The organism is Janthinobacterium sp. Bl 1 (genome assembly GCF_058215535.1).
This window is the reverse complement of the sequence record NZ_CM177086.1, coordinates 92521-117932: the sequence shown is the minus strand read 5'-3', so window position 1 is coordinate 117932 and position 25412 is coordinate 92521. Positions and strand designations below refer to the sequence as shown.

Annotated in this window: 17 protein-coding genes; 8 read left to right on the top strand and 9 right to left on the bottom strand. The window is 62.5% G+C overall.

Going from position 1 to position 25412, the window contains the following annotated elements; all coding sequences use genetic code 11:
- Window positions 1-163: 163 nt before the first annotated feature.
- From AC4BCN_RS00485 to AC4BCN_RS00470, 4 genes are all read right to left on the bottom strand, one after another.
- Window positions 164-2020 carry a DUF885 domain-containing protein gene (locus AC4BCN_RS00485; RefSeq protein WP_338682413.1) on the bottom strand — a complete coding sequence of 619 codons (1857 nt, stop codon included), beginning with the start codon at window positions 2018-2020 and terminating at the stop codon, window positions 164-166.
- 141 nt (window positions 2021-2161) lie between these two features.
- Entirely contained in the window at window positions 2162-2650 is a 489-nt protein-coding gene (locus AC4BCN_RS00480) for a hypothetical protein (protein ID WP_490492319.1), read from the bottom strand.
- Window positions 2651-2719: 69 nt separating this feature from the next.
- Window positions 2720-6889: an SNF2-related protein gene (locus AC4BCN_RS00475; protein WP_490492318.1), complete on the bottom strand. Its 4170-nt coding sequence runs from the start codon at window positions 6887-6889 to the stop codon at window positions 2720-2722.
- Window positions 6886-8829 (bottom strand): dipeptidyl-peptidase 5, encoded by a 1944-nt coding sequence (locus AC4BCN_RS00470; protein ID WP_490492317.1) that lies wholly within the window; start codon window positions 8827-8829, stop codon window positions 6886-6888. The genes AC4BCN_RS00475 and AC4BCN_RS00470 overlap by 4 nt, the downstream gene beginning before the upstream one ends.
- A 198-nt stretch (window positions 8830-9027) precedes the next feature.
- On the opposite strand from AC4BCN_RS00470, the gene hemE reads away from it, so the two are divergent.
- Window positions 9028-10113: a uroporphyrinogen decarboxylase gene (gene hemE / locus AC4BCN_RS00465; protein WP_332861865.1), complete on the top strand. Its 1086-nt coding sequence runs from the start codon at window positions 9028-9030 to the stop codon at window positions 10111-10113.
- Window positions 10114-10685: 572 nt separating this feature from the next.
- Here hemE and AC4BCN_RS00460 read toward each other — a convergent pair.
- Window positions 10686-10820 (bottom strand): hypothetical protein, encoded by a 135-nt coding sequence (locus tag AC4BCN_RS00460; RefSeq protein ID WP_490492316.1) that lies wholly within the window; start codon window positions 10818-10820, stop codon window positions 10686-10688.
- 135 nt (window positions 10821-10955) lie between these two features.
- On the opposite strand from AC4BCN_RS00460, the gene AC4BCN_RS00455 reads away from it, so the two are divergent.
- Window positions 10956-13013 carry a primosomal protein N' gene (locus AC4BCN_RS00455; protein ID WP_490492315.1) on the top strand — a complete coding sequence of 686 codons (2058 nt, stop codon included), beginning with the start codon at window positions 10956-10958 and terminating at the stop codon, window positions 13011-13013.
- Here the strand turns inward: AC4BCN_RS00455 and AC4BCN_RS00450 are convergent, their stop codons facing one another.
- Entirely contained in the window at window positions 13014-13904 is an 891-nt protein-coding gene (locus AC4BCN_RS00450) for an ArgP/LysG family DNA-binding transcriptional regulator (protein WP_490492314.1), read from the bottom strand. It abuts the gene before it with no gap.
- 128 nt (window positions 13905-14032) lie between these two features.
- Between AC4BCN_RS00450 and AC4BCN_RS00445 the strand changes: the two genes are divergently transcribed.
- Both AC4BCN_RS00445 and AC4BCN_RS00440 read left to right on the top strand, forming a co-directional pair.
- Window positions 14033-15481 carry a dihydrolipoyl dehydrogenase gene (locus tag AC4BCN_RS00445; RefSeq protein WP_490492313.1) on the top strand — a complete coding sequence of 483 codons (1449 nt, stop codon included), beginning with the start codon at window positions 14033-14035 and terminating at the stop codon, window positions 15479-15481.
- A 166-nt stretch (window positions 15482-15647) separates the two neighbouring features.
- Window positions 15648-16769 (top strand): HD-GYP domain-containing protein, encoded by a 1122-nt coding sequence (locus AC4BCN_RS00440; RefSeq protein WP_456148022.1) that lies wholly within the window; start codon window positions 15648-15650, stop codon window positions 16767-16769.
- A 1-nt stretch (window position 16770) separates the two neighbouring features.
- Here the strand turns inward: AC4BCN_RS00440 and AC4BCN_RS00435 are convergent, their stop codons facing one another.
- Window positions 16771-17256, bottom strand: a complete 486-nt coding sequence (locus AC4BCN_RS00435) for an SRPBCC family protein (protein WP_046683204.1) — start codon at window positions 17254-17256, stop codon at window positions 16771-16773.
- Window positions 17257-17465: 209 nt separating this feature from the next.
- On the opposite strand from AC4BCN_RS00435, the gene AC4BCN_RS00430 reads away from it, so the two are divergent.
- Entirely contained in the window at window positions 17466-19526 is a 2061-nt protein-coding gene (locus AC4BCN_RS00430; RefSeq protein WP_051991465.1) for a UvrD-helicase domain-containing protein, read from the top strand.
- A 7-nt stretch (window positions 19527-19533) separates the two neighbouring features.
- Here AC4BCN_RS00430 and AC4BCN_RS00425 read toward each other — a convergent pair whose 3' ends face one another.
- Entirely contained in the window at window positions 19534-19890 is a 357-nt protein-coding gene (locus tag AC4BCN_RS00425; RefSeq protein WP_100874891.1) for an addiction module antidote protein, read from the bottom strand.
- Complete coding sequence (locus AC4BCN_RS00420; protein ID WP_490492312.1) at window positions 19887-20279, bottom strand: type II toxin-antitoxin system RelE/ParE family toxin; 393 nt, start codon at window positions 20277-20279, stop codon at window positions 19887-19889. The genes AC4BCN_RS00425 and AC4BCN_RS00420 overlap by 4 nt, the downstream gene beginning before the upstream one ends.
- A gap of 160 nt (window positions 20280-20439) precedes the next feature.
- Here AC4BCN_RS00420 and AC4BCN_RS00415 point away from each other — a divergent pair, with 160 nt between their 5' ends.
- The 3 genes from AC4BCN_RS00415 to AC4BCN_RS00405 all read left to right on the top strand — a co-directional run bounded on the left by AC4BCN_RS00415 (window position 20440) and on the right by AC4BCN_RS00405 (window position 25355).
- Window positions 20440-20658 carry a SlyX family protein gene (locus tag AC4BCN_RS00415; RefSeq protein ID WP_034753936.1) on the top strand — a complete coding sequence of 73 codons (219 nt, stop codon included), beginning with the start codon at window positions 20440-20442 and terminating at the stop codon, window positions 20656-20658.
- Window positions 20659-20812: 154 nt separating this feature from the next.
- Window positions 20813-22972 (top strand): M3 family metallopeptidase, encoded by a 2160-nt coding sequence (locus AC4BCN_RS00410; protein WP_490492311.1) that lies wholly within the window; start codon window positions 20813-20815, stop codon window positions 22970-22972.
- Between the two features lie 229 nt (window positions 22973-23201).
- Window positions 23202-25355 carry a M3 family metallopeptidase gene (locus AC4BCN_RS00405; protein WP_490492310.1) on the top strand — a complete coding sequence of 718 codons (2154 nt, stop codon included), beginning with the start codon at window positions 23202-23204 and terminating at the stop codon, window positions 25353-25355.
- Window positions 25356-25412 lie beyond the last annotated feature (57 nt).

The window sequence follows — 25412 nt, the reverse complement described above, 5'->3', positions numbered from 1 at the left end:
CTGTATCCAGCCTAGCAGGAAAATCGGCAATTGCCAGTGAGGAGTGCGGTGGCGCCTGCCTTCCCGTCAGCGTAATGGACCGGGATGCCGGCGGTTTGCGGTGGCGCAAACGCATGCAAAAAGGGCGCCGCGGCGCCCTTTGCAAGGAAAGAATGCGTACGAGTTAATTCATCAGTTCCTTGATGACTTTCACGGGCGCGCTGCCGTAGCTGAGGAATTGCTCGTGGAAATCCTTCAGCACGAACTTGCTGCCCAGTGCTTGCTTGCGCTGTTCGCGCAAGTCCATGATTTCGCTGTAGCCGCTGAAATAGCTGGTCAGTTGCACCGAGCTCAGCTGCACACGGCGCCATTTCTCCTTGGCTTCACGCTGGGTCTGGAAGGCCTGGCGCGTCAGCAGGTCGAGCGCCTGCGCTTCCGTCATGCCCAGCACGTGCACGCTGTAATCGAGGATGGTGTTGGTGACGCTGCGCAAGTTCCACTTCGAATACATCAGCCACATTTCCGGTGCGTTGTTGCCATAGCCCGATTCGAGCATCATGCGCTCGCCATACACGGCCCAGCCTTCGATCATGGCGCCGTTGCCGAAGATGGACTTGACCAGCGACGGCGATTTGTTGGCATACACGAGCTGCGTGTAATGGCCGGGGATGGCTTCATGGATGTTCAGGATCTGCAAGATCCAGTGGTTGTATTCGCGCAAGCTGCTTTCCGCCTGTTCCGGCGTTTCGCCATCGAGCGGCGTCACGTTGTAATAGGTACGGTCTTGCGGGCGGTACGGGCCGGGCGCCTCGATGCTGGCGCCGGCCACGCCGCGCTGGTAAGCGGGCGTTTCACGCACGACCAGGGGCTTTTTCGGGTCCATCGTCAGCAGGTTGTGGCTGGTCACCCATTCCTGCAATTCCGGGATCTGGCGGCGGATTTCCGGCACGAAATCGGCGGCCGCCACGTGGTTGCTCGACAGCTTGTCGATCACCATGCCGATCTTCGCCGTACGGTCCGCCGGCTTGGCCGTGGCGCCCATGGTTTTCACCCACAGCTCGTCGGACAGGCTATCCATGTGCTCGAGCAGCTTTTCGCGCGCGGCCAGGGCTTTCTGGTACATCTGCTCGGCGCTTACGCTGGCCTGGATATCGTAGGCGAATTTCTGTTCGTACAAATCCTTGCCGATGCGGAAGGAGCGCGCGTTGCCGTTCTGCGCCAGCGCCGCATCCTGTTCCGTCAGCCAGGCCGCATAGCCTTGCACGGCCGTGCGGGCCGCGGCGATGCGCGCGTTGTACAGCTGTTTTTCCGCCGGCGTCAGGATGGAACCCTGTGCCGTCTTGTTCAAGTCGTCAAGCACGCTGAGCACGCCTGCGCTCTGGGCGATGGCAAGCTGCGTGTGTTCGCGCGTGGGGTTGACGATGCTGGCGCGCGCGGCCGCATAGTATTGCGGCACGGTGGCGATGCGCTTGAGCAAGGTGCGCAGGCGCTGCGGCTGGGCCGCGTATTCCGTGTTCAGGATGAAGTCGATGGAACCGGCCACGTTGTACTGGGCGGGATTCCATTCGAATTCACGGAAGGTGGTCAGATACCAGCGGTCCGATTGCAGTTTATTCGTCAGCAAGGCCAGGTCGGTACGTTGCTTGTCCGACATTTTGCCGGCATTGAGCTTGCCGAACTTGCCCAGCCATTCTTCGATGAAGGCCAGTTGCTTCTGGCGGCTGGCCGCGTCGGGAATGCTCAGGTTGGCGGCGCCATCGTACTTGCCGACGGAAATCGCGCTTTCCGGGTCCAGGCGCCACAGGGCCGTGAGGAACTGGCCGCTCAGGTTATTCATGGAGCGGTCGCTGCTGTTCTCGCTGGCGACGGCCGCGACCGTGGCTGCCGTTGCCGCCGTGACGACGGCCGCTTTCTTGGCGACGGTTTTCTTCTTGCTGCTGGTGCTGGCCTTGCCGTTTTTCTGCGGCTTCTTCGCGGCGCTGGCCGGTGTCAGGGTAAAGGCCATCATCAATGCGGCGAGCGCAACTTTATTTTTTATCAGCATAGTTTATCTCTTGAATATTTTGTCGTTTGCCATCATCAGAAAATAATAAACTGATAATATAAGTAACAAACGACTATTGAAAGGTTGGCCTTGCTTGCCTGGGCGGCCCAAAGATTAGCACTAATTGCCCCTGCGGCGCTAGACGACGATGGCGCTGCCGTGCAGCAGTTCCTGGTGGCGCGCATTGATGGCAGCCACGGCATCCTTGCCGCGCGCCATGCCGGTGGCGTGGATTTCCGTTTCCTGCTTGTAGCGCTGGCTGACGCGCACCGTGTAGGACTGGAACAGCCAGCTCCAGAAGTTCGTTTCATAGACGGCTTCATCCATGTCGCGCCATTTGACGCCCGTCAGTTTCTTTTTCCACGGCAAGATGCCGGATGCCAGCCACACGCCCGCCTCATCAATGTACAGCTGGTAGCTGCGTATCGTCAGCAGGCGGTAGCCGACGATCAGGGCCGAGCCGACCAGCACGATGAAGGCGGCGCGCGTGTTGTACTTGAAGGCCAGCGGCAGGGCGGCAAAAAACAGCAGCACGGCAATGAGGAAGGTGCTGACATAGGCGGTCCAGGATTTGCCGCACAAAAAGGTGGCGCGCTGGCCGGCGCTGGTGGCGATGTAGTCGGTCATGGCGTGGGAGGGCAACAGGGAAAATGGATCATCGCATGGAACGCGGCGGCGCCGCTCATTTTTTCAATCTCATCGCTTCAACCCCTCTTGCAGCATGCCCAGCATGTCATTGGCCGACATGCGCGCGGCCGCATCGCTGCCTTCCAACAGACTGTCGGCCAGGTCGCGCTTGTGCTGGTGCAATTCGACGATGCCTTCCTCGATCGTGTGCTTGGCCACCAGGCGGTAGATGGTGACGGGGCGCAATTGCCCCATGCGGTGGGCGCGGTCCGAGGCCTGGTCTTCCACGGCCGGGTTCCACCACGGGTCCATGTGGATCACGTAATCGGCGGCCGTCAAATTGATGCCCATGCCGCCCGCCTTCAGGCTGATGAGGAAGACATCGCCGTCGCCCGCCTGGAAAGCATCGACGCGGCGCTTGCGTTCCTGCATCGGCGTACTGCCGTCGAGATACTGATAGCGCACGCCATGCTGCTCGAGATGCTGGCGGATCAGGGTCAGATGGTCGACGAACTGGCTGAAGACGAGCACCTTATGGCGGTTTTCCAGCAAGCCCGATAGCAGTTGCGCGAAGGCGGCCAGCTTGCTGCTGGCCAGGCCCAATTCCGGCGCCACCAGTTGCGGATTGCAGCAGGCGCGGCGCAGCTTCATGATCTCGGCCAGGATCTGGATCGCCTTCTTGGATGCCGGCCCTTCCACCATGGCCAGCTTTTCCAGTGCTTCGCGGCGCAAGGATTCATACAGCGCCGTTTCCTGCGGCGACAATTCCACTTCCAGCACGATTTCCGTGCGCGACGGCAATTCCGACAGCACTTGCGTCTTCGTGCGGCGCAAGATGAACGGTGCGATCAGGCGGCGCAAGCGCAAGCGCGCGCCGGCCGCCGCCCGCTTGTCCTGATCTTTTTCGATGGGACCGGCGAAGCGCAGGTTGAACTGGTCGAGGGTGCCCAGCAAACCCGGGTTGATGAAGCGGAACAGGTTCCACAATTCGCCCAAATGGTTTTCCAGCGGCGTGCCGCTGGCTACCATGCGGAAATCGCCTTGCAGGGCCATCACGGCTTGCGAGCGCTTGGTCGCGCCATTCTTGATCGCCTGCGCTTCGTCGAGCACGATCGTATGCCAGTGCACGCCGGCAAACATGGCTGCCTCCTGCTGCAGCAAGCCATAGCTGGCCACCACCACGTCGAACGGCTGCAATGTATCGAGCATGTCGGCGCGGTCGCCGCTGCCGAACAGTTTGATGTTCAAGGTGGGCGCGAAGCGCTGCGCTTCGCTGATCCAGTTCATGCACACGGACGTGGGGGCGACGACGAGGGTGGGGCCGTTCGGCGCGCGCGCCAGGATCAGGGCCAGCGCTTGCAAGGTCTTGCCGAGGCCCATGTCGTCGGCCAGGCAGGCGCCCACGCCCCAGTGCGCCAGGCGCGCCAGCCATTCGTAACCGGCCAGCTGGTAGTCGCGCAAGTCCGCCTGCAAGGTGCTGGGCAGCTGCGGTTGATAGTCGTCGAGCGCGCGCAGGCGCAGCAAGTGTTCGCGCCACAATTTGTCGGCGTTCACGCCGCCCGCGTCGTTGGCCAGCTCTTCCAGCGCAAACGCGGCCAGCGGGTGGATGTGCACGCCATCGGCATGCGCCTCGCCATATGCGGCCAGTTCCGACAGGCGCCGGTGCAGTTCGTCGCTGAGGGCCAGGAACTGGTTGTCGCCCAAGGCCACGAAGCGGCTTTTATTGTTCTGCATCAAGTCGAGCAGGGCGCGCAAATCCATCACCTTGTCTTCATCGATCTGCACTTCGCCGCTCGCGGCAAACCAGTCTTTTTCGCTCTTGATATTCAGGCGCATCTGGCCGCTGTCGATGCGTTTCGACACGCGCATGGTTTCGCCTTCGGGCCACGCCAATACCATGCCGGTCGGGTCGAGTGCCTGCAGCTCGACCAGCAATTGCAGGCCCAAGGCAGGCTGGCCCAGCAGCCACTCGCCATGCTCTTCTTCCGCCTCTTCCAGCACCAGACATTTCCCGATCAGCTGGCGCTGCGCTTCGCGTTCCGCGTTCAGGTCGCGCCGCGCCTGCACGGCCCGGCCCGCCACGTCGGCAAACACGCTTTCGGCGCCGCTGCCCGGTGCGTAATAGGCGCCGTTGTCGAGCAATGGCCGCACGAGAATTTGCATCTTGAGACCCTGCTGGTAGGGCAGCAAATGCACGTGCAGGCGGTGGTCGGCCGTGATCGCTTCCGCGTCGCCGGCGCCGCCGCCGATATCGGACTGCACGGTGACCATGGACGAGATGGCGCCGATCGCCTGCATCACCTGTTTTTCCGCATGCAGCGGCACGGACAGGCCCAGGCCCACGATGGCGCCGATGCGCCGGTGCTCGTCGAGGATGTGCACGACGCGCAGGCGCGTCGGCGTCTCGCGCTGCACCACGACATTGCTGCCGCTGTCGGGCAGGGGCGGCTGCATGCCCAGCCACAGCTGCCCCTCATGCGACTTGATCAGCAGTTCGGGCGCGCCGGCGATCAGTTCCACGCGCGTGTCGGGGTTGTCGAGCCAGAACACGAGCGGGTGGCCGACGAGCAAGATGGCGGCCTTGTCGAGCTCGACTTCATAGCGGGGCGCCGATGAATAGTATTGTTTGAACGGCGCGATGCTGCCGGCCGCGCGTGCGTCTTGCGGCGTGAGGAAATCGATGTCGCCCGCTTCCTCGGCCAGGCGTTTGAGACCCATGGCGCGGCCCTTGCTCCAGCCGCCCCGTGCGTCGCGTTTCTGCTCGCGCACTTCCACTGCCGTGAGACCAAAGCGCGGATCGAACGCCACCAGCCATACGAGCCGCGACACGCCGCCCAGTGCTTCGGCGGGGGCGCTCTGCTGCAGGTTGATGAGCGCGCTCAGCTGGCGCTGCCACGCTTCCTGGCGTTCGAACCACGGCGCCATGTCCGTCAGGCCGTGCTGCGCCCGCTTGGCCGTGGCATAGCGCTCCTGCTGCGGTTCGCCCATCAAGCCCAGCAGGCCGGCCGCCTGCGCCGCGATCAAATCGTAGCCGGCGGCGTCCGCTTGCTGCACCAGCGCTCGCAGCTGGTCCTTGCGTTCGGCCAGTTGTGGTAGCGCCAGCCAGTAGTACAGCAAGGCCTGGAACAGCTGTGCCTGCAGTCCCGTTTCCCAGCTGCGCGTGGGGATGCTTTCCGCCTGCTGCACGCCGGCACGCACGAGGCGCAAGGTATTGAGTTGCTGGTAGACGATGCTGTCGTGGTTCGGCTGCGCGTGCAGCGCGATATCGAGATAGGTTTCCGCGTTTTTCAGCAGCTTGGCGTCGTTGCCGCGCAGCAGGGCCAGCACGTACAGGTGACCGCCGATGCCCGTAAAGCACAGCTTGCGCTTGCCCGCTTCCTTGCGCAGTCCCTTCAAGGCCGTTTCGTAGCCGGGCACGGCGTGCGCATGTTCGCCGCGCAACAAGGCGATGCTGCTGTCGACAAACAGCGCCTGCGGCCCCTGCTGGCCCGCCAGGTAGCGGGCAGCCGCGTCGAGTTCGCCGCACAGCAGGGCGTCTTCGGCCAAGGCCAGCGGCAGGGCGGCGCCGATATGGTCGCCGGCGGCCGCCTGGCGCGCGTGGTGGGCGCGCGCATACGTGCGGATGGCGTGCGCCGTGCCCGGTTCGCGCGGGGCGTTGCCCAGCAGCACGGCGAGGATGTCATCCTGCAGCTGCGGCATGACGAAAGACAGCATTTCCGGCTCGAACGGCCGGCCGAAAATCTCGATCAGCGGATGCAGCTGTTGCGCTTCATAGCACGCCATGCAGGCGGCCAGAATGGCGGCCACGTGGCGCACTTCGTCGTTGCGCAGCAGGGCGATGCGCAGGCGCGCCACGCCTTGCCGGTAGCTGCGCAATTCCACATAGCCATCCCAGTTGCGGCGCACGGGGTTGATCAGCTCGATGGCCTGGCACAGGTCCCGAAACACCAGGTGCTCGATGGCGGCGCGCATGGCGGGCCAGCGCAATTTCGCTTCGCAGGCAAAGCCCCGTCCCACCACTTCGGATGCCAGCGCGTGCCGCGTCAAATGCTGCAGCATGTTCGTGACGGTGAGCAGGGCGAACGGCGTGCCATCCGGCTCGACGACATTGGCGCGCTGCAAGTGTTCATACACGGCATGCTTGCCCACCGGTTCGCCAGCGATGGCCAGCAGGGCCAGGATCATCTGTTCGTGCTGCTCCAGGGCGGCAAATTCGTCAAGCAAGAGCTGGTCTGTCATGCGGGCAAATTGGCAATGTGGACGGGCTGTTCGCCGGCCGCCACGGGCAGGCCGAACACGCGCTGGTAGAAATACAGTTCCGCGTCCAGGGTGCGCACGATGTTTTCCGCCTTGCGGAAGCCGTGCCCCTCGCCTTCGAGCGGCACGTACGCGACAGGCACACCGCGCGCCTGCAGGGCGTCGACCATCAGCTGCGACTGCTGCGGCGGCACGACCTTGTCGTCGAGGCCCTGGAAGAAGATCATCGGGCGCGACAGTTTATCCGTGTGGTGGATGGGCGAGCGCTCGCGGTACAGGGCCTCGGCTTGCGGCTGCGAAGCGATCAGGTAATCGGTGTAGCGCGATTCGAACTTGTGCGAATCGTCATCCAGGCCCTTCAGGTCGGATACGCCATAGTAGCTGGCGCCGGCCTTGAAGACGTCGTGGAACGTCAACGCGCACAGGGTCGTCAGGCCGCCCGCGCTGCCGCCGCGGATGATCAGGCGTTCCGGGTCGGCCAGGCCGTTGGCGACCAGGTAGCGCGCGCCGGCGATGCAGTCTTCCACGTCGACGATGCCCCATTGCCCGCGCAGCGCGTCGCGGTATTCGCGGCCGAAGCCGCTGCTGCCGCCATAGTTGACGTCGAGCACGCCGATGCCGCGGCTGGTCCAGTACTGCGTCGCCAGTTTCAAGGTATTGCTGGCCATGCTGGTGGGGCCGCCGTGGCTGATGACGATGACGGGCGGCAAGGTTCCCGCGGGCGCCTGTACGTCGCCATTGGTGGGCGCATAAAAGAAGGCGTAAGCCGTGCGGCCATTGCTGCTTGGGAAACTCAAGCTGCGCGGCACGGACAAATACTCGAGCGCGGGCAATTGTGCGATCGACTGCGCCAGCACTTCCAGCTCATGGTTGGACAAATCGATGCGCGCCAGTTCCAGCGCGATGGTCGGGCTGCCGCCCAAGAGCGCGACGAAGCCGGGGCCCACGCGCAGTTCGCGGATTTCCTGGTACGGGTGCGGTATCGGCTCGAGCTTGGCCGCCGCCACGTTCAATTGCGCCAGGTAGCTGACGCCGGCCTGGATATACGTGCAGACGATCTCGTCGTCGGAAAGAAAACCGTACATGCTGCCGCCGAAGGTCCAGTGCGGCGTGGCAAATTCCGCTTCCATCGGGCACAGCGCCTCGATGTCGGCGCCGTGCAGGCGGTACAAATTCCACCAGCCGCTGCTGTCGGAAACGAAGTGCAGCAAGCCGTTCGGCGACCATTCCGGCTGGCAAATCGATTCGCGCGCGCCGCCGGCGATCAGGCGTGGCGAGCCGAGGGTGCCGTCCGCCTGCACGTCGGCCAGCCACAGTTCCGTGCCTTGCCACGGCAGGCGCGGGTGGTCCCAGCTGATCCAGGCCAGCTGGCTGCCGTCCGGCGACAAACGCGGCGCCGCATAAAAATCGTGACCGCGCGCCAGCACCGTTTCGCGCCCGTCGAAGCCGACGGCCGCCAGGCTGTTTTCCGGATGCGCATGGCCTTCTGCCGGGTGCTGTTCGCGCACGGCGATCAGGCGGGCACGGGCCGCATCGACAACGAAGTCCGCGTGGCGCGTGTTGCCGCCCGTGGTGAACGCTTCCGGCGCGCCGTCGCCGGTTACGCGGTACAGGCAATTGTCGGCGAAATGCGAAAAATATACGGTATTGCCGGCCACGGCATACGCGCCGCCGCCGTATTCATGCACGCGGGTGCGCACGTTGAACGGCGCCGGCGTCAATTCATCAACCTTGGCGCCGCGCTGGCGCAGCAGGGTGTTGCGGCCCGCCTCGCTGGCGCGCCCGGCCAGCCAGAACACGTCGGTGCCATCCGCCCCCCCCAGGGCCAGCTGCGTCAGCGGCGAGGCGCCGGCGGCGACGATGGCCGCGCTGATCGGCGATGGCCAGATGCCATAAGGGGTGCTGGATGCGGTCGAGGTCATGCGGGCTCCGTGTAGTGAGGGAATCAAGGGCCGCCAGGCAGGGTCAGGGCGCGCGGCGGCGTGCATCATCATAATGGAAGGGCAGGCACAACGAAAGTCATCGCTGTGCGTGGCAAATGCTGCAAAGCGGCACCGGAATCAATGAAATGGCAGCGATTGGATGCGATAATACCGCTTCTCCAAGCTCGATTGCCTGCCATGCCACAATTTGCTCCGCTCCAGAATGATACTTTCCTGCGCGCCCTGCTGCGCCAGCCGACCGAGCACACTCCCGTCTGGCTGATGCGCCAGGCGGGCCGCTATTTGCCCGAATACCGCGCCACGCGCGAGCGGGCCGGCTCTTTCCTGGGTCTGGCAAAGAATCCCGATTACGCCACGGAAGTGACCTTGCAGCCCCTGGAGCGCTTCCCGCTCGACGCGGCCATCCTGTTCTCCGACATCCTGACGGTGCCTGACGCCATGGGCCTGGGCCTGTATTTCGCCGATGGCGAAGGGCCGAAGTTCGAGCGTCCGCTGCGCACGGAACAGGACGTGAAGGCGCTGCAAGTGCCGGACCTGGAGTCGCTCGACTACGTTTTCAAGGCCGTCACACAAATCCGCACGGAACTCAATGGCCGCGTGCCGCTGATCGGTTTTTCCGGCAGCCCGTGGACCCTGGCGTGCTACATGGTGGAAGGCGGCGGCTCGAAAGAGTTCCATACCATCAAGAAGATGCTGTACAACCGCCCGGACCTGATGCACCACATCCTGGCCATCAACGCCACCTCCGTGGCGCAATATCTGAATGCGCAAATCGATGCCGGCGCGCAAGCCGTGATGATTTTCGACTCTTGGGGTGGTGCGCTGGCTGACGGCGCCTACCAGGAATTCTCGCTGGCCTACATGCAGCAAGTGGTGGCGCAGCTGAAACGCGACAAGGATGGCGTCAAGATTCCCGCCATCGTGTTTACCAAGGGCGGCGGCCAGTGGATCGAGCAGATCGCCGACATCGGCGCCGATGCCGTGGGCCTGGACTGGACCGTCAACCTGACGCGCGCGCGCCAGCTGGTCGGCCATAAAGTGGGCTTGCAGGGCAATCTCGACCCGGCCATCCTGTTTGCCAGCCCGGATCAGATCCGCGCCGAAGTGGCGAAAGTGCTCAACGCGTTTGGCGCGCCATCGGCAGGCACGGGCCACGTGTTCAACCTGGGCCATGGCATTTCCCAGTTCACGCCGCCGGAATCCGTGGCAGCCATGGTGGAAGCCGTGCACAGCATGAGCCGCGCCATGCGCAGCGGCCAGTAAGTATTCGCTTCCCCCTGGTTCAGGGGCAAGTCAAGGCAGGCTTTCCAGCGGAAGCCTGCCTTTTTCTTTGCTGCGCCGTAGCAAGAAATACCGACTTATGCACAATTTTTTTTGCTGCGGAAATAAGAGGCAGTGTAAAAGCCATGCCCGGAGGCGCTCTGCAAGTGCTTGATTATTAAGACATAAAAAATACATTGTTCGGCGGACTTTGTTGCTATTGATAAGGTTATTCTTTCGTTCGCTTGCCTTATTCCTTCATTGTCCACAAAGTTATCAACAGATTCTGTGGATAAAATTGAAAAGTATTTTGTTAACCGATACTTAGCGCCGATGTTCAGGTTTCACCTGAAGTGCATGTTGCAGTGCATGATAATTGAACAATGTTTCGCCGCTCGTCAGCTAAAAACGAACGCTTGCCCGGCAATTGTCAACTTTGCTTCATTCCTCCCGTATTTTTGCGGATCGCATGCATCAAAACGGTGCTGATTTCTGTATAAATACATTACAAATGGTTCAGTTATGCACAGCAGCGGAAATGCCCTGTGGATTTATGGCTTCCCGGGCATCAATTTTTAAGCCATTGATTTTAAAAGATTAATTTTTCTTGCGTACTGCTCTTGACGGCGATCGAAATTTTCTGTCCACATTTTTCTGAAAGTTAATTTTGCTTTGTCCACAAAGTTATCCACAGAATTTTCTTCAGGCACGATGACACGCTGTCCTGCCTGCCGTTAGGTGTTTGATGGGCGAAACAAGTATCATGGCCCGCTGGCTTGATGCCGGACATCCCGCGCGCCACCGACCCTGCGGCGCGTTTTTTTATTGAGATAGGCCCATCCCCCATGTCGCAGTGCATTTTGACGTCGTGCATCCTGAAAATCGCGCTCGACACGCCCTTGAACGCCCTGTTCGACTACCGCTGGAACGCGGCGGCCGATGCCGGTGCGGACGTTGCCGCGCCGCTGCCGCAAGTGGGACAGCTGGCGCTGGTGCCCTTCGGCCGGCGCGAAGTGATGGGGCTGATCGTCGGCGTCTCCGACAGCACCGACGTGCCCGCCGCGAAATTGAAGGACGTGCTGGCCGTGCGCAGCCAGCTGGCGCCGCTGTCGGCACAGTGGCTGGCGCTGGCCGCCTTTGCCGCCGATTACTACCAGCGCCCGCTCGGTGAAGTAGCGCTGCCCGGTTTGCCGAAAAATTTGCGCGTGCTCACCACCGTGGCGCTCGACCGCGCCATCAAGAAGCTGGGCAAGCTGGCCGACGCGCACGACGGCACGCCGCTGAACATGCCGGCCCTGAATGCCGCCCAGCAGGAAGCGGCGGACGCCATCGGCGGCGCCCAGGGCTTCAAGCCGACCCTGCTGTACGGCGTGACGGGCAGTGGCAAGACGGAAGTGTATCTGCAAGCTTGCGCCCAGGTGCTGGCGCGCGAGGACGATGCGCAAATCCTGATTCTGGTGCCGGAAATTAACCTCACGCCCCAGCTGGAAGGCAATATCCGCGCGCGCTTTCCCGGCGTCATGCTGGCGACCCTGCATAGCAGCCTGTCCGAGGGCGAGCGCATGCTGCACTGGCTGGCCGCCCACCAGGGCCAGGCGCGCATCGTGCTCGGCACGCGGCTGGCCATCCTGGCGTCGTTGCCGAAGCTCAAACTGATCGTCATCGACGAGGAGCACGATCCTTCCTACAAGCAGCAGGAAGGCTTGCGCTATTCCGCGCGCGACCTGGCCGTGTGGCGCGCCTGGCAATTGCAGATTCCGATCGTGCTCGGTTCGGCCACACCGTCGCTGGAAAGCTGGCACCACGCACAGACGGGGCGCTATCGCAAGCTGGAATTGCGCGAACGGGCCGTCAGGAATGCGGTATTGCCGCGTGTCAAGATCCTGGACATGGAGCGCGACAAGCCGAAAGATGGCCTGACTTCGCATCTGGTAGCCGCCTTGAAACTGCGCATGGAGCGCGGGGAGCAGTCGTTGCTGTTCCTGAACCGGCGCGGCTATTCGCCCGTCATCTGTTGCGAATCGTGCGGCTGGATTAGCAATTGCACGCGCTGCACCTCGTTCATGGTGCTGCACAAACCCGAACACCGCTTGCGCTGCCACCATTGCAGCCTGGAACTGCGCATTCCCCGCCATTGCCCCACCTGCGGCAACGTCGACTTGCAGCCGCTGGGACGCGGCACGCAGCGCGTGGAAGAGGGCTTGCAGCAATTGTTTCCCGAGGCGCGGATTTTGCGCATCGACGCCGATTCCACGCGCAAGAAGGGCAGCGCGCAGGAAGCGTTCGACACCGTGCACCGGGGCGAAGTCGATATTCTGATCGGCACGCAGATGGTGGCCAAGGGCCACGATTTCAAAAAGCTGACCCTGGTCGGCATCTTGAATCCGGACACGGCCCTGTTTTCGCAGGATTACCGCGCCAGCGAACGGCTGTTCGCCCAGCTGATGCAGGTGGCGGGCCGCGCCGGGCGGGCCGCGCAGACGGAAGGGGGCAGCGTCAGTGAAGTGCTGATCCAGACGCGCTATGCGCGCCATCCGCTGTACGACGCCGTCGTCAACCACGATTACGACCATTTCGCCACCACCTTGCTGGAAGAGCGGGCGCAGGCGGCGCTGCCGCCCTACCTGTTCCAGGCCCTGCTGCGCGCCGAGGCACCCGAGCTGGCCACGGCCATCGAATTCCTGCAGGCGGCGAAAGAGTGCATGGAACACCCGCAGGTGACCATCAATGACCCGATTCCCATGAGCATGACGCGCGTCTACAACGTGGACCGCGCCCAGCTGCTGCTGGAATCGCCCTCGCGGCCCGCGCTGCAGACGTTCTTGAAGGAATGGTTAGCCGAGCTGCGCGCCCTGAAGACGCGCGTGAAATGGTCGCTGGAAGTGGACCCGCTCGATATCTGATTACTGCAGGTAATCGCGCGCCGACTTGACGATCTGTTCCGACAGCAGCTTGGTAAACGGCGTGTCCAGGGTCCAGGAGTGCCAGCTCAGTGCTACGTCGAGGGTGCTGCCCGGCATCAGATCCACGAGACGGTCCGTCGCCAGCGCTGGCGCGGCCAGGCGCTGCGGCATCAGGCCGTAGGCCAGGCCATCCTGGACGCAGCCGCGGCGCGCCGTTTCCACCGGCAAGGTATGGTGGGGGAATGGTTCACGCATGCTCAATTGTTCAGCGAGGAAACGCGCCAGCAAGCTGTGCTGGCCCACGACGGCCGGCGCCAGTTGCACCGCCTCGGCAATAAAACCATCGCCGAACCAGTGCCCGGCAAACACGGGTGTCGCCACGCAGACATAGCGCAAGGCACCCAGCGGCGTGACGCTGGTGGCCGCCGCCGCGTCGATCGCTGTGCCGGACTCGGCTGCGACGCAGCCAAACACGGAGCCGTCGCGCACCATTTGCAGGGCGCTGTCGCTGTCGGCCAGCCGTACGTCGAGCTGGCAGCGCGGCGGCGCCAGCAGGGCCGGCAAGGTGTCGGGAAACCACGTGGCCAGGCTGTCGGCATCGATGGCGATGGCGATTTCCGGCATGCTGACGCTGTTGCCAAGGTCGATGTCGAGCGACGCTTCCATCAGCTTGACGTTGCGGTGATGCACGATCAGGCGCTGGCCCAGGCCCGTCGGCACGGCGGGCTGGCCACGGATGATCAGCAATCGCCCACTGGCGTCTTCCAGCGCCTTGATGCGCTGCGAGACGGCCGACTGGGTGATGCCCAGCGCCAGGGCGGCCTTGTCGAAACTGCCATGACTGGCCACGGCGTCCAGCACGGCCAGCGCGCGATAATCGAGTGATCCCATTAGCTCAGCTTATAAATTTTGAAAATGATTAGTTATACTAATGCATATATTGCTGCAAAGTAAAACCTTATTTTCGGCAAACGGGTAGTATCGAACGCTGTGAGCAACCTCAGTGGATGGATAGCACCATGAAGACGATACAAGTGGATGTGGCCGTGATCGGCAGCGGCACGGCCGGCATGACGGCGCACAGGGCGGCGCGCATGCATGACAAGCGCGTGCTGATGATCGAAAGCGGGCCGTACGGTACGACCTGTGCACGCGTGGGCTGCATGCCCAGCAAACTCCTGATCGCGGCGGCCGAGGCGGCCCATGCGGTAGCTGCCGCGCCCGGTTTCGGCGTGCATCCGGGCCCCGTGCGCATCGATGGCCGGCAAGTGATGGCCAGGGTGCGCAGCGAGCGCGACCGCTTTGTCGGCTTCGTGCTCGACGGCGTCAATGCGATTCCCGACGAAGAAAAACTGCGCGGCCATGCGCGCTTCATCGGCCCAGGCAAGCTGCAGGTGGATGAGCATACGATCGTCGAGGCCGCCAGCGTGGTGATCGCCACCGGTTCCACGCCGATCGTGCCGCCCGAGTGGCAGGCGGCGGGCGAGCGCCTCATCACCAGCGACGCCGTGTTCGAGTGGACGGATTTGCCCAGCTCGGTGGCCGTGGTTGGCAGCGGCGTCATCGGCCTGGAACTGGGCCAGGCGCTGGCCCGCTTGGGCGTGCGCGTGACCTTGTTTGCGCGCGGCAATAAAGTCGCGCAGCTGACGGACCCGCTGGTGCTGCGCGAGGCGGATGCCGTGCTGGCGCGCGAACTCGATATCCGTTTCATGACCAAGGTCGCGCACATGACAAAAACGCCTGACGGCAGCGGCATCTTGCTGACCAGCCGCGATGACGCCGGCGTGGAAAAAACCGAGCAGTTCGAGTATGTGCTGGCCGCCATCGGCCGCGCGCCGAACGTGGACAAGATCGGCCTGGAGGCGGCGCAAATCGAGCTCGACCGTCACGGCATTCCCCTGCATGACCGGCATACCATGCAGTGCGGCAAGAGCGCCATCTTCATCGCCGGCGATGCCGATAACGAACTGCCGTTGCTGCCTGAAGCGGCCGACGAGGGCCGCATCGCGGGCGACAACGCGGCGCGCTTTCCTGACGTCAAATCGGGCTTGCGCCGCACGCCGTTGACGATTGCCTTCACGGAACCGCAGATCGCCACCGTGGGTGCCACGTACCAGCAATTGTGCGTGAGCCACGCGGGCCGCTTCGCCGTCGGCGCCGTGTCGTTCGGCAACCAGGGCCGCAGCCGCGTGATGCTGCAAAACCAGGGCTTGCTGCGCGTATATGCGGAGTTCAGCAGCAAGCGCTTTCTCGGCGCCGAACTGATCGGCCCACGGGCGGAACACCTGGGCCATCTGCTCGCCTGGGCTTGCCAAGCCCAGCTGACGGTGCCGGCCATGCTCGAGATGCCGTTCTATCACCCCGTCATCGAGGAAGGCGTGCGCACGGCCTTGCGCGAACTGGCGCTGCACCTGGAAAAAGACCCGGAACACGCGCCCGGCTGCGCCGATTGCACACCGGGACCTTGAAGGCAACTTTATGATTTACATAATTTTGTAGACAAGCTCACATGATTGCGCGATCATCGCTGCCACATTGAAATATTGATTAAAAGCAAAAAACATTTCAATTGGCACATGCCGCCCATGCCGCAATGGTAAAAAGGGTAGCGGCTGGCGATGACACGGAGACGATGTGAAAATTCGGCGCATTTATGCGGGAGAACTCGCACTGGGCGTGGCCCTGCCCTGGGACGTGCACAGCGAGACGGGCGGCTTGCTGGCCAGGCTGGGCCATGTCATCAGCAGCGAGAACCAGATCGCATTGCTGCTGGCGCGCGGCGTCATCGCCGATACCAGTGCCGACGTGCCGCGCACGGCCACGGAAGCACCGTCGGCCCTGCGCATGCTGAATCTCGTCACGGCTGGCCTGGCCCTCGTCTTGCCGGTCATTGCCGCCGGGCAGGAGGACAGCCATGTATCCCTCGCGCCGCTGGCGCAGCTGGTGGAAGAGGCCGTTGCATTGGACGCCGACGTGGCGCTGGCCTGCATCCTGCACAACCAGGGCGCGGGCGACTTTGCCGTGCGCCACAGTGTCGACACGGCCGTCATCACGGCTCTGCTGGCGCGTGCCCTGAAACTCGATGACGGCGTGATCCGCAGCGTGGTGCTGGCCGCGCTGAGCATGAATGTGGGCATGCTGGAACGCCACGCCCATTTCCAGCACAAGGCGGGGCCGCTGGACGCGCAGGAACGCGCCTATTTGCGCGCCCATCCGCAAGCCGGTGTCGACTTGCTGCGCGCGGCGGGCGTCACGGACGCCGTCTGGCTGCAAGCCGTGCTGCAGCATCATGAAAATATCGATGGCAGCGGCTATCCGCTGGGCACGCAAGGCGAGGCGATCGGCATCGGCGCGCGCCTGATCATGCTGGCCGACCGCTATTGCGCGCGCGTATCGAAGCGCAGCTACCGCCAGCCCTTGCTGCCGAACGTGGCCCTGCGCGAAATGCTGATGGCCGACAAGGCCACCCTCGATGCGCCGCTGGCCTCGCTGCTGGTGCGCGAGCTGGGCATCTACCCGGTCGGCACTTTCGTGAAACTACTCAATGGGGAAATCGGCGTCGTCACGCGCAAGGGCTTGAATGCCACTACGCCGCACGTGCAGTCGCTGATCGGCCCTCGCGGCGCGCGCCTGGACGTGCCGCTGCGGCGCGATACGCGTGTGGACTTGCATGCGATTCGCGAAGTGCTGAGCGCGGAGCAGGCGGGACTGCAGTTTAGGCCCGATCAGCTGTGGGGCCGCAGCGCGCGGGTTTGATTTAGTTCAGCAGACCAGCATCGAGCCGTCCCTCGAGCGCCAGCTCGCGCATGATGCGCACCGTATCGATATCGGACTCCTTGTAGGCGGAACGGCGGAAGTCGTCGTACAGGGCGTTGGCCGCGTCGGTGGCCGCATCGTGGCCGTCGTCGTACTGGAAGCGCACCCACATGCTCGCTTCGTCGGGCATTTCGATGGTCATCACCAGCGAGGACGCGCTGATATCCTGTTGCGCCGGCACCTCGTAGCGCACCTGCAGTTGCGGTATCAGCACCACCTTGTCGTTGATGACCAGTTCGCCATAGCGCAGGCTGCGCGCGAAACCGGCGTCGCTGCGCTCGCTGATCTGGCACTCGTCGAGGTGCGGCACGAACAGCTTCGGCGACTCGGCGCGCAAGACGAGGCCGCGCCACACCTGTTCCAGAGTCAAGGTGTCGATCAGCGGGTTCAATGGATCGTTGATTTCAATCAGGTGTTCAAATTTCATGGGACTGCCATTCGGTAAGTGGGCGCGCACGGGCGATATAGGCGGAATGGTACTCCAGGCGTGGCATCGCCGCACGCATTGAATCGGCCAAGATGACGGCATATGGCGATATATCAATGACTATGCCTGTTTTTCAGGCATGGTCCGCCGTGCAAATAGCCTGCGCGACGCTGTTACAATGGGCTGCTGTTCCCTGCGGAAATACCCTGATGTCCAAAGCACCACAGTTCGGTCTGAATGCGCCCCAAAGCGAAGCGGTTACCTACCTCGACGGCCCTTGCCTGGTGCTGGCGGGCGCCGGTTCGGGCAAGACGCGCGTGATCACGCAAAAGATCGCCCATCTGATCGAAGATCGGGGCTATGACCCGCGCACCATCGCCGCGTTGACCTTCACCAACAAGGCGGCGCTGGAAATGCAGGAACGTATCGCCAAGTTATTAAAACAGCCGCGTCAGGCCAAGCAATTGACGGTGTCGACTTTCCATTCGTTGGGCGTGAAAATCCTGCGCCAGGAAGCCAATGGCGTGGGCTTGAAGGACCGCTTTTCCATCATGGATAGCGACGACTGCTTTTCCCTCGTGCAAGACCTTGCCATTACCACCGATAAACAGGTCATTCGTGGCATCCAGAACGCCATGTCCCTTTGGAAAAATGGCCTGATCGATCCGGACATGGCCCTGGCGCAAGCCAAGGATGAAGATGAAGCCAACGCGGCGCGCATTTACCGCAGCTATGTGGCGACTTTGTCCGCCTACCAGGCCGTCGATTTCGACGATCTGATTCGTTTGCCGGTGGAACTATTCCGCAACAACGGCCCCGTGCGCGACAAGTGGCAGCGCCGCCTGCGCTATCTGCTCGTCGACGAATACCAGGACACGAACACCTGCCAGTACGAACTGGTGAAACTGATGGTGACGGGCATCGGCAAGAAGCCGATGTTTACGGCCGTGGGCGACGACGACCAGGCCATTTATGCATGGCGCGGCGCCACCGTGGAAAACCTGAAGACCCTGGAAACGGATTTCCCCGATCTGCGCGTGATCAAGCTCGAGCAGAATTACCGCTCCACCATGCGCGTGCTCAACGCGGCCAATGCCGTCATCGGCAACAACCCGAAACTGTTTGAAAAGTCGCTGTGGTCCGAGCACGGCCTGGGCGAACCGATCAAGGTGCTGGGCATGCAGACGGACGAGCAGGAGGCGGAGCAGGTCGCCATCATGATTTCGGCCGACCATTTCGAGCGCAAGAACAAATTTTCCGACTACGCGATTTTGTACCGGGGCAACCACCAGGCGCGCATCATCGAGCAATGCTTGCGCAAGGAACGCATCCCGTACACGATTTCGGGCGGCCAGAGTTTCTTCGACAAGGCCGAGATCAAGGACATCATCAGCTATCTGCGTTTGCTGGCCAACGAAGATGACGATCCGGCTTTCATCCGCGCCGTGACGACGCCGCGCCGTGGCGTGGGGCAATCGACGCTGGAGGTGCTGGGCGCATTTTCGGGGCAGTGGCAGTGCTCGCTGTTCCAGGCCGTGTTCAAAGGCGGCATCGAGGCCAAGCTGACGGACCGCCAGCTGGGGCCGCTGCGCGACTTCTGCAACTTCATCAACGACCTCGAATCGCGCGCCAGCCGTCCCGGCGCGGCCGGCAGCGGCGACAACGCGGCCGAAGTGCTGGACGACATGATGAAGGAAATCCACTACGAATCGTATCTGTACGATGCTTTCGAGGAACGCCAAGCGCAAAGCAAATGGCAGAACGTGCTGGAATTCGTCAACTGGCTCAAGGAACGGGGCCGGGGTGGCAAGGACCGCGACGGCGAAGAAAAGAACGTGCTGGAACTGACGCAGATGGTGGCCCTGATGACCATGCTCGAAGGCAAGGACGAGGAGCAGGACGCCGTGCGCATGTCGACCCTGCACGCGTCGAAAGGTCTCGAGTTTCCGCACGTGTTTCTGGTGGGCGTGGAAGAGGGCATCTTGCCGCACAAGGGCGACCCTGACGCGCCGGCCGAAACCATCGCCGCGCGCATCCAGGAAGAGCGGCGGCTGATGTACGTGGGCATCACGCGGGCCCAGCGCACCTTGCACATCACGTGGTGCAAGAAGCGCAAGCGGGCTGGCGAGCAAGTCCATTGCGACCCGTCGCGCTTCATCAAGGAAATGGAACTCGACGTGGGCGACGCCGTGCCGACGGAGGCGGAAGTGATTTCGCCCAAGGAGCGGTTGGCGCGCATGAAGGCCTTGCTGGCCGCGCCGAAGGGCTAAGCGGCGTTCACGCTTCCACGGCGCCGTCTGGCGTGGTTTTCGGCACGATGGCCAGTTGCATGCCCAGCGCATCGAGCATCTTTAAAATGGTTTCAAAGCGCGGCTTGCTGCCTTCGCGCAAGGCTTTATATGCGCCTTCGCGCGTGATGTCGGCCCGGGCCGCCACCTTGCCCATGCCGTAGGCGCGCACCACGTCGTTCATGGCTGACTGGAACAGTTCCGCGTTGCCGGTGGCGACGATTTCGCTCATGTAGGCGGCCACGGCGGCCTTGCTGGTCAGGTGTTGTGTGGGATCAAATTTGCTCAGGCCTAATGCTTCCAGGTCGTCGAGGTCGAAGCCGTCAGCGTCAGTATGGTCGTTCATTTTTTTCGTGCTCCTGTCGATGGGCTGGCCGCCGCTTTTTGCTTCCGGATGGCCGCCTGTTGGGCCTTCAATGTTTGCAGTATCGCTTGCGCGTGCTTGATGTCGCGCCGCTGGCTCGACTTGTCGCCACCGAGCAGCAGCAAGATCAGGGTGCCCAGGTTGGTTTCGTGAAAATACACGCGCCAGCCCGGTCCCGTCTGTAAAAAACGCAGCTCGCACACGCCTTCGCCCACGGGCCGCCAGTCGCCCTTTTTACCGTGCTGCAAATGCTTGATGCGCGCATCGATGGTGGCGGCCGCCACGTCGTGCAGCGAGTCTTCCCAGCGGCGGTATTCAGCCGTCTTGCGCGTGTCGATCAGCAGTGGTTCAGGCAAAGTGGATACGTCCATTGTAATCGTTTGTTCTCATTCGTCAAGCGGTTTGATTCAGCCATATGGAGAGAATAGGCAGAAATCGGCACCGCTTCGGCAAGAATGCCGCTTGTTTGTCCTGGCTCACGCCGCTGCGGCGGTAAAATGCCGCTTTCAGTCAGGAGTCACCGTGAGCACCATGGACAATGCAGAACAGATGGAAGTACGTTTCGTCGATATCGAAATCAAGCTGGCGCAGCAGGAAGACCTGGTCGAATCGCTGAACCAGATGGTGTACCAGCAGGGCAAGCGCATCGATCAGCTCGAAGCGATGCTGCACAAGCTGGGCGAACACGTGCGCGACGGGGCGCAGCAGGCGAATGGCGGGCTGGTCAACGAGCGTCCGCCGCATTATTAAATCGGCATCGTGACGCGGGACACGTGAAAACCGTTCATCAAAGGCGGGCGCGCTACCATCGGTAGTTGCTGGTGACGCAAGTGTTTCAGGCTGTTATTATTTCAGGCTGGCCCGCGACACAATCGCGGCTCTCTTGCGTTTCTTGAAAGAAGACATGACCCGTCCAACAATGCTCGTCATCGCCGCCAGCCTGATGCTGGCGCCAGCCGCCGCCGTTTTTGCCTCGACTGCGCTGTTTTCCTCCACCGCTACCGCGGCGGCAACACTGCCCGCCTCGAACCCGTTTGCGCAAGCGAGCAGCCTGCCATTCAACTATCCGCCGTTCGACAAGGTGCAGGACGCCGACTACGCACCCGCCTTTACGGCAGGCATGGCCGCCAACTTGGCGGAAATCAGTGCGATTGCGAACAACAAGAAACCTGCCACGTTCGACAACACCATCGTGGCCATGGAGCGCTCGGGCCAGTTGCTGAGCCGTGTACGCACCGTGTTTTCCGTGATGTCCGGCTCGAATACGAATGACACGATCCAGGGTCTGGAACGCGAACTGGCGCCGAAAATAGCGGCCCATAGCGATGCGATCATGCTCAACGACAAACTCTTCAAGCGCATCGATACCCTGTACGCCAAGCGCGACAAGCTGGGCCTCGATGCCGAATCGAAACGCTTGCTCGAGCGCTATCACACGGACTTCGTGCGCGCCGGCGCCAAGCTGTCGGCAGCGGACAAGGAAAAGTTGCGCGCCTACAACGGCCAGCTCGCTGCCCTGTCGACCAAGTTCGCGCAGAACGTGCTGAAGGAATTGAACGCGTCGGCCGTCGTCGTCGATACGCGCGAGGAACTGGACGGCCTGTCGCCGGCCGCCATCGAAGTGGCCGCCGGCCTGGCCAAGAAGCGCGGCCTGGACGGCAAATACGTGATCGCCCTCGTCAACACGACGGGCCAGGCGCCGCTGTCGCTGTTGACCAACCGCGCCTTGCGCGAACGCATCATGGCCGCCTCGCAAGCGCGCGGCAGCCGTGGCGGCGAGTTCGACAACACCCAGGAAGTGCTGGAGCTGGCAAAATTGCGCGCCGAACGTGCCGCGCTGATGGGCTACCCGAACTACGCGGCGTATTCGCTGGAAGACCAGACGGCGCACGACACGACCGCTGTGAACGCCCTGCTGGGCGAGCTGGCGAAGCCGGCCGTCGTCAATGCGCGCCGCGAAGCGGACGATATCCAGAAGGTCATCGATGCAGGCAAAGGCGGCTTCAAGGTGGGTGCCGCCGACTGGGCCTTCTATAGCGACAAGGTACGCGCCGAACGCTACAACTTCGATGAGACGCAGTTGAAACCGTACTTTGAAATGCACAGCGTGCTGACCAAGGGCGTATTCTTTGCTGCAGGCAAGTTGTACGGTCTCACGTTCAAGCAGCGCACCGACTTGCCCGTCTACACGTCCGACATGCTGGTCTACGACGTCTTCAATGAAGACGGCACGCAGCTGGCCATCTTTACGCTTGACCCTTACGCGCGCAGCAACAAGCGCGGCGGCGCCTGGGCGAATGCCTACGTGGGCCAATCGACCTTGCTGAACCGCAAGCCGGTGATCGCGAATAATCTCAACATTCCGAAGCCGGAAGCGGGCCAGCCGACCCTGATGACGTTTGACGAAGTCAACACCATGTTCCATGAATTCGGCCATGCGCTGCACGGCATGTTTTCGAACGTGACATACCCGCGCTTCGCCGGCACCAGCGTGCCGCGCGACTTCGTCGAATACCCGTCGCAAGTCAATGAAATGTGGGCGCTGTGGCCGGAAGTGCTGCAAAACTATGCCAAGCACTATCAGACGGGCGCGGCTATTCCCGCCGAGCTGCTGGCGAAAGTGACGGCGGCCGACAATTTCAACCAGGGCTACAAAACCACGGAATACCTGGCGTCGGCCCTGCTGGACCAGCGCTGGCACCAGCTGACCCCGGCGCAAATCCCGACCGACGTGCTGGCCTTTGAAAAGGCCGCCTTGACGGATGCGGGCGTCGATTTCGCCCCGGCGCCGCCGCGCTACCGCACCACCTACTTTTCGCACGCGTTCGCGGGCGGTTACTCGGCCGGCTACTACGCGTATCTGTGGTCGGAAAAGCTCGACGCCGACACGGTCGAGTGGTTCAAGGAAAACGGCGGCCTGACGCGCAAGAACGGCGACTGGTTCCGCAATAAACTGCTGTCGCGCGGCGGCAGCGCCGATGCGCTCGACATCTACCGTAACTTCCGCGGCCGCGATGCGAAGATCGAGCCGCTGCTGCAACGCCGTGGCTTGAACGGCAAGTAATCCTCGTACCCGTCACCGGCCTGGCCGGTGATGAACATCAGTGGCCGCCATGCAATGGGCGGCCATTTTTATTTGGCGAATCGCCACGCACACCGTGGTAAAGCGCGCAGTTGGCGCGATGCACCACAGGATCGCCCATGTTGGATGACGCCTGTGTGACAGGCTGCTATGATCTGCCACTGGCCCGCGACGCGATCGCGGCTCTTCCCCGCGCTTTCTGAAAGATGTCATGATCCGTCCACAACTGCTCGTCATCGCCGCCAGCGTCATGCTGGCCCACGCCGCTCCATCCGCCATGGCTGCCGCCACTGCAAAATCCGCGCCCGCCGCCGCCGTCAGCGCCCAGAACCCTCTGCTGAAAGCCAGTCCGCTGCCATTCCAGATGCCGCAGTTCGGCCTGATCAAGGATGAGCACTACGCGCCGGCGTTTGCCGAAGGCATGAAACGCCAGCTGGCCGAAGTCAACGCCATTGCCAACAACCGCCAGGCGCCCACGTTCGAAAACACCATCGTGGCCCTCGAGCGCACGGGGCAGCTGCTGCACCGCGTGCAAAGTATCTTCAGCAACATGACGTCGACCAACACGAACAGTGTGCTGGAGGCGGTGGAAGTGGACGTGTCGCCAAAACTGGCCGCGCATGGCGATGCCATCACCTTGAATCCGAAATTGTTTACCCGCATCGACACCCTGTACGCCAAGCGCGACAAGCTGGGCCTCGATGCCGAATCCTTGCGCCTCTTGGCCCGCTATCACACGGACTTTGTGCGCGCCGGCGCCAAGCTGTCCGATGCGGACAAGGAAAAATTGAAAGCCTATAACGCCGAGCAGGCAGGCCTGGAAACGGCCTTCGCGCAAAACGTGCTGAAGGAAACGAATGCCAAGAGCATCGTCGTCGACACGCGCGCTGAACTGGCCGGCATGACGGACAGCGATATCGATACGGCTGCCGCTGCCGCCAAGGAACGCGGCTTGACGGGCAAGTTCGTCATCGCTCTCGTGAATACGAGCGGCCAGCCGCCGCTGGCCGTATTGACGGATCGCAAGACACGCCAGCGCCTGATGGATGCGTCGCTGAACCGTGGCAGCCAGGGCGGCGAGTTCGACAACCGCGCCATCGTCTTGAAACTGGCGAAACTGCGCGCCGAACGGGCCACCTTGCTCGGTTACGCCAACTACGCCGCGTATTCGCTGGAAGACCAGACGGCCAAGACCACGACGGCCGTCAATACCTTGCTGTCGGAACTGGCGAAACCGGCCGTTGCCAACGCGCGCCGCGAAGCGGCCGACCTGCAGCAAGTGGTCGATGCGGAAAAAGGCGGTTTCCAGGTGGCGGCGGCCGACTGGGCCATTTACACGGACAAGCTGCGCAAGCAGCGTTTCAACTTCGATGAAAACGAGCTGAAACCATACCTGGAATTGAACAGCGTGCTGAACAACGGCGTCTTCTTTGCCGCGAATAAACTGTACGGTATCAGCTTCAAGGAACGCAAGGATTTGCCGGTGTACAACCCGGACGTGCGCGTCTACGACGTGACGGACGCCAACGGCAAGCCGCTGGCCCTGTTCATCGCCGACTTCTATGCGCGCGGCAACAAGCATGGCGGCGCGTGGATGAATGAATACGTGTCGCAATCGTCCTTGATGGGCACGCATCCGGTCGTCGCCAACCAATTGAACATTCCGAAGCCGCCGGCCGGCCAGCCGACCTTGCTGACGTTCGATGAAGTGACGACCATGTTCCACGAATTCGGCCATGCGCTGCACGGCATGTTTTCGAACGTGAAATACCCGCGCTTTGCCGGCACCAGCGTGCCGAGCGACTTCGTCGAGTATCCATCGCAAGTCAATGAAATGTGGGCCGTCTGGCCGGAAGTGCTGCAAAACTATGCCAAGCACTACCAGAGCGGTGCGGCCATGCCGCAGGAATTGCTCGACAAGGTGACGGCGGCCAAGAAATTCAACCAGGGGTTCATGACGACGGAATACCTGTCGGCGGCCCTGCTGGACCAGCGCTGGCACCAGCTGACGCCGAGCCAGATCCCGACCGACGTGCTGGCCTTTGAAGCGGCGTCGCTGAAAGACGCGGGTGTCGATTACGCGCCCGTGCCGCCGCGCTACCGCACCAGCTACTTCTCGCACAGCTTCTCGGGCGGCTACTCGGCGGCCTACTACGCCTACCTGTGGTCGGAAAAGCTGGACGCGGAATCGGTCAACTGGTTCAAGGAAAACGGCGGCCTGACGCGCAAGAATGGCGACTGGTTCCGCAGCAAATTGCTGTCGCGCGGCGGCAGCGTCGATGCGCTGCAACTGTTCCGCGACTTCCGTGGCCGCGATGCCACCGTGGAACCGCTGCTGGAACGCCGCGGCTTGAACGCGAAGTAAGCCGTCCTCATCAGAAGCTTGCGTTGCGTTGACATGGCGCACGCAAGCTTTCCGTGC